This is a genomic window from Actinokineospora sp. UV203 (genome assembly GCF_056323665.1).
The window spans coordinates 2404951-2418032 of sequence record NZ_CM150484.1 but is presented as its reverse complement, the minus strand read 5'-3'; the positions used below and the strand labels follow the sequence as shown (position 1 = coordinate 2418032).

Below are 13082 nucleotides of genomic sequence, written 5' to 3'. Positions count from 1 at the left end.
GCCTGCCGCCGACAGGTCCGCGTGGGCGGACGGAAGGGCAGTTAGTCGCGGACGTATCGGGTGACCGAAAGCAGGTCGAGCGGGTCGAGCGACGCCGGGTCCGGTTCGACGGCGTCGGTGAGGGTCTTGGTGATGAGGTCGGCGTCGAGGGCGGCGCCGATCATGACCAGTCGGGTTCCGTGCGGCTCGGGTTCGCGCCGGAGGTCGATGTAGCCGCCGACCGTCTGCAGCGCGTACTGCTCGCCGTCGCCGAAGTGGGCGTAGCCCTTCATCCGGTACAGGCCTGCGGGCCGGTCGGTGAGGAACCGGGCGAAGCGGATCGGGTTCATCGGCTGGTTCGACTCGAAGGTGACGCTCTCGAAGCCGGCGTGCAGATGCGGTTCGTGCTCGACCAGATCGTCGAAGGACAGTTGGCGTTCGGCCGAGTCCGGACGGTCCACCGGGTCGAACAACAGGTGCGGGTCGACGCGGCCGTGGTCGGTCGGGACGACGGGGACACCGGCCGCCAGCTCGCGCACCACCGTCAGCACCCGCTCGCCCGCCGCGGCGTCGACGCGGTCCATCTTGTTGAGCAGCAACAGGTCCGCGTACCGCAGGTGCTGGTCGACCTGGGGGTGTCGCTCGCGGGTGGACTCGAACTCGGCGGCGTCGACGACCTCGACGAGGCCGCCGTAGGCGACGTGCGGGTTGGTGCTGCCGAGGACCAGCTTGACCATCGCCGGTGGTTCGGCCAGACCGCTGGCCTCGATGACGATCACGTCGACCGGCGCGTCCGGCTTGGCCAGGCGGGCGAGCATGTCGTCGAGGTCGGAGACGTCGATGGCGCAGCACAGGCAGCCGTTGCCGAGGGTGACCATGGAGTCGACTTGGGCCGCGACGGTCATCGCATCGATGTTGACGCTGCCGAAGTCGTTGACGATCACGCCGATGCGAAGGCCGGTTCTGGCCCGCAGGAGATGGTTGAGCAGGGTGGTCTTCCCCGATCCGAGAAAGCCCGCGACGACCAGGACCGGGATCATCTGCACCCGCCCAGAATACCGGCCCGCGCGACCGGCGTTTCGACGACACACGGTAAGCGACCGGTCGCACACCGACAGTGGGAATCTGGCTCCAGTAACGGGTTTCGTACGCCCAAGTGGACCAACGGTGAAGGAAGCTCGGCGTTTGTCCCGCCTGCGCGCCATTTTCTCTGTAAGAGGACGACAGACGTGCGCACAATTGCGCCACAAGGCCGTTGACATAAGCGCGATCCACAGTCCACAGTCGTGCCGTCCCCCTGCTGACACGAGAGGTACCCATGAAACGCCGTGCCCTGCTGCTGATCGCCGCGCTCGTCGCCGCTGCCGGCCTTGCCGTCGCCGCCCCGACCGCTTTCGCGGGCTCGTTTGACAACACGGTCGATGAGAGGTGCTGCGCCACTCCTAAAGCGGGTTAGCCCATTCTGGGGAACGTCGGTGCTTTCGCGAATGATTCTTCCGGATTGACGATCTAGACAGTCGGTTCCGACCAAATAAGGCTCCCAGCCCGGATACGATCCCGGCGGGCCAGGGAGAGTGTGCGATGACCGTGGGATCAAGCGCGGCGAGAACCGTTCGCCGATTTTTCAGCAAGCGTGGACGCGGCCGTGAATCGGCCAGCTTCGGCGCTGCCGCCTTAGGGGTGCTCCTGCTCGCCGGGGCGGCACTGGGCAACGGGATCTCCCGCACCGCGGTCGAGGTCTCCGACGGCCTGACCTGGCTCGGCGACGAGCAGCGCGGCGAGGTCGTCCAGGTCAATCCCGCCTCCGGCAGGCCGGAGACCCGACTGCAGGTCTCGGGCGCCGACGCGCAGCTCGACATCACGCAGAAAGACGGGATGCTCGTCGTCCTCGACCGGCGGACCGGGCAGATCACCGTGATCGACCTGTCGACGCTGCTCGCCAGCGGCCGTCGCCAGGCGCCCGCGGGCGGGTCGAGCAAGGTGCTGTTGGCCGACGGCAGGCTCTTCATCGTCGACCGGGCGGGCGGGACGGTGGTCAACGCCGACCCGATCACCCTCGCTGACATCGGCGAGCCGTGGCGGGCGGGGCAGCCGCTCGCGGACGCGGTCACCGATGAGGACGGCGTGCTCTGGGTCATCGACCACGGCGGCAACCTGCGCGCGATGGAGTGGTCCGACGAGGACAACCGGTTCATCGAGAAGTCGAACCGGCCGATCACCGGCGCGGGTCCGCGGACCGCGCTGGTCCCGCATCGCCAGGGTGTCACGGTGCTCGGCCTCGAAGGCGGGATCGTGCTGCAGGATGGCACCGGCGCCGACGTCAGCGCCTCCACCGCACGGCAGATCGGCGACGTCCTCGCCGCGCAGACCAGCCCGAGCGCGCTGGTCCCCGCCTCGGTCCCCGACACCGGCACGGTCGTGCTGGTCTCCGGCGACGAGGTGCTGCGGGTCGACGTAGCGGGTCTGGGCTGCGCGCGGCCGGGCCGTCCCGCGGTGTTCCACGACAAGATCTACGTTCCCTGCAAGGGCACCGGCCGGGTCATCGTGCTGGACCGCTCGGGCAAGCGCGGCGCCGATGACGTGCGCACCAACGGATCGGGTGATCCGCAGTTGGTGTTCGACGACGGCAGGCTGTTCATCAACACCCCGGGCGCCGAGACGGGGGTGATCGTCGACGCCGACGGCAAGACCCGCTCGGTGGTGATCCGCAGCCCCGAGTTGCAGGTCACCAACCCGGACCGCTCCCCGCCGCTGTCGCCGCCGAGCCCGCCGAAGCCGAACCCACACGAGCCGACGCGCACCCGGCCCAACCAGCCTGCGCCGACGACCGCCGGCACGACCGGCGGCGCCCCGGGGACGAACCACAGCGGCTCGCCGGCGCCGACCACCTCCGTTGACCCGCGCGCCGGTGGGCCGGGCGTGCCGCCGGGGGTGACGGTCTCGCTGGTCGGGCGGACCGCCGCCGAGATCACCGTCGCCGTCCGCTGGGGCGCCGCGACCGCCAACGGGGCCCCGGTCTCCGGGTACTCGGTGGTGGCGACCGGCGCGTTCTCCGGCGGGTCGAAGTCGGTCCAGGCGACCGGAACCTCGACGCAGCTGGCCCTGCCCTGCGCGGGCACACAGTTCTGCCAGAACGGGCGGCTCGACGTCGCGGTGACGGCGGTCAGCCAGGCCGGTCAGAGCTCCGCCGGGACGACCGTGTGGGCCGTGCCGCCCGCGGCGACCACGAACCCGCCGCAGCTGACCACGACCAACCCGCCCCCGCCCCCGCCGACGACCACGACCGCGCCCCCGCCGCCACCACCCACCACCACGACTGAGCCGCCGCCTCCGCCACCCCCGCCGCCGCCGTCGCTGCCCACCGCGGGCGCGGTGGTGATCACCGGCCACTCCGGCACCGGCTACACCCGGCGGGTGACGATGGCCCCGCCCGCGGACTGGGCCAACCACAACGGCACCTGCGAGGTCGTGAACCAGACCTGGGACTACTCGACCCCGATCGGGTGTTCCGCCACGAGCGCCTCGATCGACATCGATGAGGGAATGAACAGCATCGTGGTCCGCGCGCACGCCGCGGGGGGTGGCGGGTCGGTCGACTCGGCGCCCCGGACGATCCGGATGATCGTCCGGGAACCCTGCCCCGGCGGGCAGACCTGCCAACAGCCGAAGATCGCCAGTGACCCGGCGAGCACCGAGTTGTCCTCCGGGTCGATGACCGGCGCGGGCCTGGGCCTGATCGCGACCGCCGTGCTGCTGCGTGTCGGTGTGCGGCGGCGGGAAGACGAGGACGAACAGCGGTGACGACGATGACCGACGCGGCGATCGGTGAGCACGAGATCGCCGCGTTCCAGGCGCTGCACAAACGCGTCGGCGACGCCGTCGAGACCGCGCTGCGCGGCAAGCGCGAGGTGGTCGACCTAGTGCTGGTGGCCATGTTCGCGGGCGGGCACGTGCTCCTCGAAGACGTTCCCGGCACCGGCAAGACGACGCTGGCGCGGGCGGTCGCGGGCGCGCTCGGCGGGCTGTCGCGGCGCGTGCAGTTCACCCCGGACCTGCTGCCGTCGGACGTCACCGGCACGTCGGTCTACGACCCGAAGAGCGGACAGGTCGGGTTCCGGCCGGGCCCGGTGTTCGCGAACGTGGTCCTCGCCGACGAGATCAACCGGGCGGCGGCCAAGACGCAGTCGGCGCTGCTGGAGGTCATGGAGGAGCGCACGGTCACCGTCGACGGTGTCGCACACACGGTGCCGGATCCGTTTTTGGTTGTGGCCACGCAGAACCCCATCGACCTCGACGGCACGTACCGGCTGCCGGAGGCGCAACTCGACCGGTTCATGCTGCGCACGTCGATCGGCTACCCGGATCTCGTCCACGAGCTGGACGTGCTGCGTCCGGGCAGCGGCGCGGGCCGGATCGGCACGGTGCCCACGGTGACCAACCCGCACCAGGTCGCGGAGTGCGCGCGCAGGCTCGCCACGCTGCACGTCGCCGACCCGATCCTGCGCTATATCACCGAGTTGGGCACCGCGACCCGGGCCGACGACCGCCTGCGGCTCGGCGCGAGCACCCGCGGTCTGCGCGCGCTGGTGCGGTGCGTGCAGGTGTACGCGGCGTCGCACGGCAGGCACTTCGCCGTGCCCAGCGACGTGCAGCGGCTGTGCGGGCCGGTGCTCGCCCACCGGCTGGTGCTCACCCGCGAGGCCCAACTCGCGGGCGCGACGACCGCCGAGGTGCTGGCCGACGTCACGGCCCGGGTCGAGGTCCCGCGCCCGACACCGCAATGACCGCGCGGGGTGTGACCGCGCTCGTCATCGGCGTGCTGCTCGGCGGGCTCGGACTGTGGTGGCGCTATCCAGGACTCGCCGCGCTGGGCATCGCGTTGACGGTGACGGCGTTGGCCGGGCTGGGTTCGGTGTTGTTCGCGGCCCCGGTGACGTCGTCGCGCACGGTCCGGCCGCGCACGGTGCAGCGGCTGGGTGTGTGCACCGGAACGCTGGAGATCACCAGTGTGCGCAAACGCTTTCCCGTGCTGCTCGACGGGACCGACGAGGTCGCGGGCGAGCCGGTCCAGGTCGACATTCCCGTTCTGGCGCCGGGGGAGCGGACCGTGGTGGACTACCGCATCCCGACCGACCGCCGCGGTGTCTGGCGGGTCGGCCCGCTGACCCTGCGCAGGCGCGGACTGGCCGGACTCGCCGAGTCGCGCACGACCGTGGGCGAGGTCGTGGAGGTGCGGGTGGTGCCGCGGGTGCTCCCGGTCCGGGGTCTGCCGTCGGGCGCGCGGCGAGGCCAGGTTGGCGCCGACGAACGGGTCGAGCGCGGCGGCACCGACCTGGTGGGTCTGCGCGAATACGTTCCCGGCGACGACCTCCGCAGGTTGCACTGGGCGACGAGCGCGCGGACCGGGACGCTGATGATCCGGGAGGACGCTGACCCGGCGCGACCGCATCTCGCTGTCCTGCTTGACGATCGCGCGTCGGGTTACCCGCGGGAGCGGCAGTTCGAGGACGCGGTCGAGGTGGCCGCCTCGCTGCTGACCTCCGCGATCGCCGACGCCCACCCGGTGCGGCTGCTGACCGTGTCGGGGTCGCTGGACATCGAGGCCGCCGACGGCGACTCGGGTCTCGTGCTCGCGGCGCTGGCCGATGTGGCGATGGTGGACGACTCCGGGGACGCCTCGGTGCCCGCGCGCGATCTCGACGTGGTGGCGGTGATCTGCGGTGAGTCGGCGGAACTCTCAGCGATGCTGCTGGAAGCGGGCCGCGCGTCTTACGGCGTGGTGCTGACGGTGGCCGACGACGGCGCGGGTCTGTCCGCGATGGGAACCGTGCTGGTCGTGCGGGCCGCCGACGCCGAGGGGTTGCTGCGGGCGTGGGATACCGGGGTGGCCCGGTGACCGGGTTGCGTGCCGGGTGGGCGGCCGTCCTTCTTGCCGTGGCGGCGTTCCCGCTCGCCGCGGGGTGGTCCGGTTCGGTGGCTTGGCCACTGTTCGCGGGCGCTGTCGTGGTCGCGTTCGGCGTGGTGGTGCTGGCTCGAAGGTTCCGGCTGACGACCGGGATGACGCTGGTGGGCGCGGGTGCGGCCGGTCTGCTGGGCGGGTACTTCGTCGCCCGGGGCGCGATCGCGGGCGGGCCGCTGGAAGTGTTGCGCGACAGCGTTCCCCGGCTGCTGACCTCCGCGCGTCCCGCGCCGCCGACGCCGGATCTGCTGATGCCGGGCGTGCTGCTGGTGTTCCTCATCGCGCTCGTCGCGGCGGTGTCCGTCGCGGGGGAACGGCGTTCGCTGATCGGGCCGCCGATCGGAGCCGTCGTGCTCTACACGGCGGGCGCGTTGGTCACCGCGGGCCGGGCGGATGGGCGCGGCTTGGCGGCGGTCGCGGTCGTCGTGCTGGCCGCGTTCGGGTGGGTGGTGGTCGACCGGGCCGAGTCGACCCGCCGGGTCTCCCTCGGACCTTCCGGCGCGGTGCTCGCCGTCTTGGCGGCGGTCGCGCTGCTCGCGGGCGTGCTGCCGAGTCGGAACGCGTTCGAGCCGCGGGAGCTGGTGCGTCCGCCGGTCACCGACATCGCGGTGTCGAATCCGTTGCCGCAGCTGGCTTCCTGGGCCGCGATGGCCGACACCGAGCTGCTCCGGATGCGTGGCCCGGAGCTGCCGGTGCGGCTCGTCGTGCTGGCCGACTACACGGGCGCGGCGTGGCAGGCGTCGTCGCTGTACGGGCCGATCGGGGCGGTGGCGCCGCCGGACCTGCCCGCGGGCCGCCGGGCGCGCGAGGCCGACGTCGAACTGGTCGTCGGCGCGCTCGACGGGAACTGGCTGCCCACCGTCGGCAGGCCCATTTCGACCAGCCTCGGTGACGTGATGGTCGACCCCGACTCCGGTTCGCTGATGCTGCCGCGGGGGATGGCCCCGGGCCTGTCCTATGAGGTCCGCGGCGTTATCGACCGGCCCAACGACGACGACCTGGCCACCGCCAAGGTGCCCACCGGCGACGCCATCCGCCGCTACCTGGACCTCCCCGGACTGCCCGCGACCCTCGCGGACTACGCGCGGCAGGCCGTCGTCAACACGAGCACACCCTACGAGCAGGCGGTGGCGCTCGAACAGGTCGTCCGGCTCGACCGCCACCCCGACGCGGAGGCACCGGTCGGTTCGTCGTACGCGCGGATCGAGCAGTTCCTGTTCGGCCCGGCAGGCGACGCGGGCGCGGGCAAGGGGACCGCCGAGCAGTTCGCCACGGCGTTCGCGGTGCTGGCCAGGGCGGTCGGTCTGCCGACCCGTGTGGTGGTGGGATTCCAACCGGTGCCCGAAGGGCCGGAGGGTTACCGGGTGATCCGTGGCGTCGACGCCACCGCGTGGCCCGAGGTGTATTTCGCCGACTGGGGCTGGGTGCCGTTCGACCCGGTGTCGGGCACCGACAGCGGTCCGAGCGCGGCGTCGAAGCGGGAAGTGCTCAACCGGCTCGCGTCGACCACGGCCCAGCCCACGGTCCCGGCGAAGGACGGGCCGCCGCTGGTGATCCCGTCGGAGCAGGCCAAACCCGATGCGGCGCAAGCGAAACCCCGGTCTCGACACTGGCTGCTGCTGTTCCCCGCGCTGCCGCTGTCGGTCCTGCTGGTCCTCGCTTCACTGAGAGCCATGCGGCGGGCACGACTGCGCCGCGCGGGAGCCCTGGGGGCGTGGGCGTCCGTGCTCGATGTGCTGCTGCTGGCCGGACGGCAGCCCGCCCGGCACCTCACCGCGCCCGACATCGCCGCGCTGGTCCCGGATCCGGAGCCCGCGCTGCGGCTGGCGGCCTTGGCCGACCGGGCCGCGTTCGCTCCCGACTCAGCCGAGCCGGACGACTCGTGGCGCCTCGCACGGCAGGTCCGCGCGGGTGTTCGCCGCATGGTGCCCTGGTACCGGCGAATCTTCTGGGGCGTCGATCCGAGGCCCCTCCGGCGCTAGTTTCGAACCGCGCACACGCGGGCGGAGGAGCCCTTCTGGATGGCGGGGTTGTCCAGGCCGATGGCGACGAGTTGGAAGCAGTACTGCTTGGCCTTGGGATCGAGGTCGGGGACCACGAAGCTCGTCTCGCCGGGGTCCACTCCGGACACGAACTTGGGCTTGCCCGCGAGATCGGTGACGTCGTAGAGCACGAAATGGGCCCGACCTCCGGTGGGGTCGGTCCAGTGCACCTCGACGGTGCTCTCGTTGTCCACCAAGCGGTTCAGGACGGGTGCCGTCTTCGGGTCGCCACCCTCGGCGATGGGCGCAGCCGATGTGGTGGTGGTCGTCGGGACGGTGGTCGTGGGCGACCTCGTGGTGGTGCCGGCCGTCGTGGTGGGGGGCGCGGCGGCCGGGGCGTCACCGCGGTTGGCGAGGACCCCGATCCCGACTCCCGAGACGACGGCGACCACTCCTGCCACGGCGAACACCCAGCGGCGGCGGGCCGGTGTCTCGTCTGGGCCGGGCGTGCGGTCGGTGGCGTCGACATCGACGAGATCCCAGTCGTGCGACGGAACGGCCAAGGGTGGGGGAACAGCCAAGGGCGGGGGAGCGGCCGACGGCCGGGGAGCGAGCGAGGGCGGGGGAGCGGCCATAGGCACGGGAGCAACCGCGGGTGGGGGAGCGGGAGTGACCTGTTCCGGCGCGATGTCCGGCGCGGCCGGGCCGAAGTCCGGGGCAGGCGGCTCCGGGGCGTGCCGGACCGTCAGGTCGGCCAGCCTGCCGGTCATCGTCCCGCGCGCCTCATCCACCACGGGCGCGCGAGGCGGCTCCGGCTCCGGCTCGGGCATCGGCGTCGGGAGCGGTCCGAAGTCGGCGGAATGGGGCAGCGGCACACTTTGCGTGCGTTCCATCGGCGACACGGCGGTCGCCTCGGAATCCACGACATCCATACTGTCCACAGTGGACGAAATAGCGGGCGGGCCCCACTTGCGCACCTCGGTCCCGACCTCGACGAGCGCGTCGCGCAGTTCGGCCGCGTCGGCGAACCGGTCCGCCCGGTCCTTGCGCAGGCAGCGCCGGATCACCGAAACCAGCTCCGCGGGCACATCCGGGCGGGTCAGCGCCCGCGGCTCGGCTGACCGGACACGGCCCAGGTAGGTCAGCACCGTGTCCTCGTCCGGGTTGTCCGACGCGAACGGCGGCACGCCCGCCAGCAGGGTGAACAGGGTCGACCCCAGCGACCACAGGTCGTCGGCCGCGGCCGGGGCCACGCCCTCGATCATCTGCGGCGCCGCGTGCCGGTAGCTGACCAGCTCCAGCGACGCCGAGTGCCCCGCGTCCGCGCCGCGGGCGATCCCGAAGTCCGCCAGCACGTACGACGTCGGCAGCACCAGCACGTTCTGCGGCTTGACGTCGCGGTGCAGAAACCCTTGCGCGTGGGCGAAAGCGAGCGCGTCGGCGACCGCGATGCCCGCCGCGACGACCTCGGCGACCGGCAGCGGCCCCCGCGCCCGGAGCCGGTCGTGCAGCGATCCCAGGTCGTAGAACTCCATCACGATGCAGGGCTGCCCGCCCGCGACCGTGCCGGTGTCGAGCACGGTCACGATGTGCGGGTGCTGCCTGCCCAGCCGGACGGTGATCTCCAGTTCCCGCCGGAAGCGGGCGAGTGTCGCGGGGTCGTCCACCTGCAGGACCTTCACCGCGACATCGCGGCCCAAACCGTCCTGTCGAGCCCGGTAGACCGTGCCTTCGCCGCCCTGGGCGACCAGCCGGAAGTCGCTGTAGCCGGGCAGCCCGATCTCTGGCCGCGGGGGCGTCTTCGGTGCCCACGCCAGCAGTTCGTCGTCCACCCGGCCGCCTTCGCCCTCGGGTGCCGCCGGTCGCGGCACACCCGCGGCATCGTATCGGCCATGGTCCGGCAAGGATGGTGTCCAGGCCGGTCGGCCTGGACACCAATCCGGTGTTAGCTGACCGCCTTCAGCGCGTCGACCTCACCCGAGCCGTAGAAGCTGTTGTGCGCCGGACCGCCTTGGCAGGTCTGGGGCGCACCGCTGTTCTGCGGGAAGGCGGCGTAGATCGACGTGTCCGGGCAGGCCAGCGGGTTGGTCGCCTGCTGCAGCCGAGCCGCCAGCGAGCCGGAAGACCCGTCGCGGACCGAGGCCAGCAGTGCGGCGACACCCGCGGCGTGCGGGCCCGCCATCGACGTGCCCTGCAGGTAGCAGTACTTCGCGCCGGTCCCGGGGTCGGTGACCGAGCGCGCACAGGGATTCGCCGCCGGATAGGTCGAGAGCACCCGTCCGTTCGGCGCGGCGGCCGTCAGCTGCAGCCGCGAGTCGCCACCAGGGGCGGTGACGTCGGCGGTGGAGATGCCGTAGGAGGAGTAGAAGGACTTGAGCCGCAGGTTGCCCGTCGCGGTCACGCCGACGACTCCGGGAACCTCGACCGGCACCACCGAGCAGGCGTTGGTGATCTGCCGCTCCTGTTCGCTGCCGGGCGGGAAGTCGGGGCTGATGACGTCCACGGTCGGGTGCGACAGGTCGGTGCTGTCGTTGCCCTGCGACGCGACCACGAGCACGCCGTTGGACTGCGCGTAGCGGATGGCGCGGCGTTCGGCTTCCCAGATCGCCCGCTGGCCCGGGTCGTTCTTGCAGTTGAACAGCCACGGGTCGGCGAAGTAGCTGTTGTTCGTCACGTCGATGCCGTTCTTCGCGGCCCACATGAACGAGCAGACCACCATCTCGGGGAAGAAGTAGCCGTCGTCGTTGCTCGACTTGATGCCCGCGATCTTCACGTTCGGGGCCACGCCGACGATGCCGGAACCGTTGGCGGCCGCGGCGATCGTGCCCGCGGTGTGCGTGCCGTGGCCGTTGGCGTCGTTGCCCGGTAGCAGCGGGGTCGGACTGCCGCTGGAGCAGTCGGCGCTGCGCGCGGCGTCGTAGTTCGGCGCGAGGTCGGGGTGGGTGAAGTCCAATCCGGTGTCGATGTCGCCGACGATGACGGAACTGGAGCCGCCGCTCACCTCATGGGCCTGCGGCACGTTGATCTGGACCATGTCCCACTGCAGGCCGGACAGCGTGTCGCCCCAGGCCGCCTGCGCGGCATCGACGGCGGCGGCGTCGGTCGCGCCGGGGTCCAGGCGCGTGCCGAACCCGGAGGTGGCACTCACACCGTCGACCTTGCTCGACTTCTTGACCGTGTTCGCGAACGCCGTGTTCGCCGAGCGGGCCACGATGACACCGATCTCGGCGTAGTTCGCCACGACGGTCCCGCCCGCGGCGGCGATGGCCTGGCTCGCGTCCGAGGTCGACGCGCCTTGCCGGTAGAGCACGACATAGGTCGAATCCGTGGCGCTGGTCGCGGCCGTGCTCGTGGTGGCCGCCGGCGCGACGACCAGTGCCGCTGTCAGGCCGAGAACGGCGGACAGCCTGCGTCTCGAATACTTCATATCGGACCTTCCGGTAGGACGGTCCCCGACCTTGATTTCCCGCGTAGAGCCCCAGCAGGGTCTACCAGGTGGGAGGGCCGGTGTCCATGGTCGAAGGTCAGTTGCTCACCAGCACGGACAGCTCCAGGTGCATCGGGTCCGTCGACGGCTGCCGCCAGTCCCCGCCCCAGGAGAAGCCCCACTTCTTGAACACCGCCACCACCCGCCGGTCGATCTGGCCTGCCGTTCCGGGCATGTTGCCGGGGACGTTGAGGTCCACGGCGATGCCCCACGTGTGCAGCGACAGTCCACGGCGCGGGTCGCGGCCGATGAATCTGGGCACGTAGCAGCCGCCATACTCACCGGGATGCACCAAAGTGCCCAGTCCGGTCCGCTCGATCTCGGCCATGGCGCCGCGCAGCTGGCTCAGCATCCGCCGGTGGCAGGTGACCCGGCCCAGCAGGGGAACGGTCTCGGTGCGGATGTTCGCCGCCACCCAGCGGGCGTCGGGCTCGACGCTCCCGTCGGGGAAGTACCGGTAGCTGAACGAGCCGACCGCCTTGGCCACCGAGCCGCCGGTCAGGTACGCCGCCTGCCGCTCTCCGCCGCCCCCGCGAGCAGGCTCGACGAGCGGCTGGACCGCTGCTGTGTCGCCCGCGACCCGCTCGATGGCCTTCCGTACGTCCGTCGAGTCCACGGAGAGCAGGATCGCGTTGCCGGGAGCCATGCCCAGCTGTTCGGCGCGGCGCACGTTCACCAGGGCGTCGATGGTCGGCACGGTCGAGGCGTAGGCGCCGATGCGGAGGCGGAAGTCCTGGCTCTGGTCCCGCAGTGCCAGCTCGCCGCCGAGGTCCTGGCTCAGGTCGCGGCCGATCTCATGGGTGATGACCGCCTCGCCCGCGGCCAGTGCGCGCCACACCGGCTCGGACTCGGCGGTGGCCTTCGCGGCGAACCGCCGGTACGGCGCGAGGTCCGCGCCCGCCACCGTGATGGTCTGGTGCGCGACGGCCACCGAGGCGACGGAAAGCCGCAGCGATCCCCGGACACCGCGCACCGCGAGCACCTCGTCCACGAACGGTTCGGGCAGGGTGTCCGTGCCCAGGACGAGTAGATCCGGCCGCAGCGGCTCGGTGGGCGGCGGACCCGGATCCTCGACCGACCAGTCGACCGGAATCGGCGGTGGTGCGGCCGCCGCCGCGGGCTCGCCGGCATAGCCGCCGCACCCGGTGACGAGCGCGCACAGCACCAGGGCGACGAGCTGTCTCACAGAGGCAGCGTCGCCTGTCCAATTCGCGGCGGGCTGCACACCCGGCACGGGGTCAGGCCGCGCACGATCACGTCGTCGATCTTCACCAGGTCGGCCTCGTCGCGCGCCTGTGGCAGGTGGCAGTCGACCCGGTGGTAGGACGACTCACCGGCCACGACGAACCCGGTGAAGCCGAACCCGTTGGCGGCGGCCGGGCTGGTCCCGTGGTCGGCCACCGCGGCGGCGACCCGGTCGAGCGCGTCCTCCAGCCGGACCCGGTCCGCGCGGTGATTCTGCACGATGATCATCGCCGACCCCATCACCACGATCGCCAGCCCGGCCATGCCGCCGGAGATCAGGTACGGGAACTGCGCGGGGGTGAAGTTGCTGCTCGCGGCGCCGTTCCAGCCGAGAAACATCACGAGGAAGCCGGTGACGCAGAGCAGCACCCCCAGCTGCCCGCCCAGTCGACCCAGGTTGATCCGCACTGTTTACTCCTTCGTCGTGGGC

Annotated in this window: 9 protein-coding genes; 4 read left to right on the top strand and 5 right to left on the bottom strand. The window is 71.9% G+C overall.

Annotation, left to right across the window (positions count from 1 at the left end):
- Window positions 1–41: 41 nt before the first annotated feature.
- Entirely contained in the window at window positions 42–1019 is a 978-nt protein-coding gene (locus ACUZ2Y_RS11130; protein WP_476331738.1) for a CobW family GTP-binding protein, read from the bottom strand.
- A 541-nt stretch (window positions 1020–1560) separates the two neighbouring features.
- On the opposite strand from ACUZ2Y_RS11130, the gene ACUZ2Y_RS11125 reads away from it, so the two are divergent.
- From ACUZ2Y_RS11125 to ACUZ2Y_RS11110, 4 genes are read left to right on the top strand one after another with little or no spacing between them, the layout of a single operon-like run.
- Entirely contained in the window at window positions 1561–3780 is a 2220-nt protein-coding gene (locus ACUZ2Y_RS11125) for an NHL repeat-containing protein (RefSeq protein ID WP_476329502.1), read from the top strand.
- Between the two features lie 5 nt (window positions 3781–3785).
- Window positions 3786–4763 carry an AAA family ATPase gene (locus tag ACUZ2Y_RS11120; protein WP_476331736.1) on the top strand — a complete coding sequence of 326 codons (978 nt, stop codon included), beginning with the start codon at window positions 3786–3788 and terminating at the stop codon, window positions 4761–4763.
- The gene (locus tag ACUZ2Y_RS11115; protein ID WP_476329499.1) at window positions 4760–5875 is read left to right on the top strand and encodes a DUF58 domain-containing protein; all 1116 of its coding nucleotides are present in this window, start codon (window positions 4760–4762) and stop codon (window positions 5873–5875) included. Before ACUZ2Y_RS11120 ends, ACUZ2Y_RS11115 begins: the two co-directional genes overlap by 4 nt.
- Window positions 5872–7920: a transglutaminase TgpA family protein gene (locus ACUZ2Y_RS11110; RefSeq protein WP_476329496.1), complete on the top strand. Its 2049-nt coding sequence runs from the start codon at window positions 5872–5874 to the stop codon at window positions 7918–7920. The genes ACUZ2Y_RS11115 and ACUZ2Y_RS11110 overlap by 4 nt, the downstream gene beginning before the upstream one ends.
- Here the strand turns inward: ACUZ2Y_RS11110 and ACUZ2Y_RS11105 are convergent.
- The 4 genes from ACUZ2Y_RS11105 to ACUZ2Y_RS11090 form a co-directional block, all read right to left on the bottom strand.
- Window positions 7917–9791: a protein kinase domain-containing protein gene (locus ACUZ2Y_RS11105; protein ID WP_476329493.1), complete on the bottom strand. Its 1875-nt coding sequence runs from the start codon at window positions 9789–9791 to the stop codon at window positions 7917–7919. The two genes, ACUZ2Y_RS11110 and ACUZ2Y_RS11105, sit on opposite strands and share 4 nt — an antisense overlap.
- Window positions 9792–9865: 74 nt before the next feature.
- Window positions 9866–11347 (bottom strand): S8 family serine peptidase, encoded by a 1482-nt coding sequence (locus ACUZ2Y_RS11100; protein WP_476329491.1) that lies wholly within the window; start codon window positions 11345–11347, stop codon window positions 9866–9868.
- Between the two features lie 97 nt (window positions 11348–11444).
- Window positions 11445–12593, bottom strand: coding sequence for a M15 family metallopeptidase (locus tag ACUZ2Y_RS11095; RefSeq protein WP_476329488.1), 1149 nt, complete (start codon window positions 12591–12593; stop codon window positions 11445–11447).
- Complete coding sequence (locus ACUZ2Y_RS11090; protein ID WP_476329486.1) at window positions 12590–13060, bottom strand: hypothetical protein; 471 nt, start codon at window positions 13058–13060, stop codon at window positions 12590–12592. The genes ACUZ2Y_RS11095 and ACUZ2Y_RS11090 overlap by 4 nt, the downstream gene beginning before the upstream one ends.
- Window positions 13061–13082 lie beyond the last annotated feature (22 nt).

Bases quoted from the DNA above. Each gene is read 5' to 3' on its own strand.
- ACUZ2Y_RS11130 (WP_476331738.1), bottom strand. From the start codon at position 1,019: ATGATCCCGGTCCTGGTCGTCGCGGGCTTTCTCGGATCGGGGAAGACC.
- ACUZ2Y_RS11125 (WP_476329502.1), top strand. From the start codon at position 1,561: ATGACCGTGGGATCAAGCGCGGCGAGAACCGTTCGCCGATTTTTCAGC.
- ACUZ2Y_RS11120 (WP_476331736.1), top strand. From the start codon at position 3,786: ATGACCGACGCGGCGATCGGTGAGCACGAGATCGCCGCGTTCCAGGCG.
- ACUZ2Y_RS11115 (WP_476329499.1), top strand. From the start codon at position 4,760: ATGACCGCGCGGGGTGTGACCGCGCTCGTCATCGGCGTGCTGCTCGGC.
- ACUZ2Y_RS11100 (WP_476329491.1), bottom strand. From the start codon at position 11,347: ATGAAGTATTCGAGACGCAGGCTGTCCGCCGTTCTCGGCCTGACAGCG.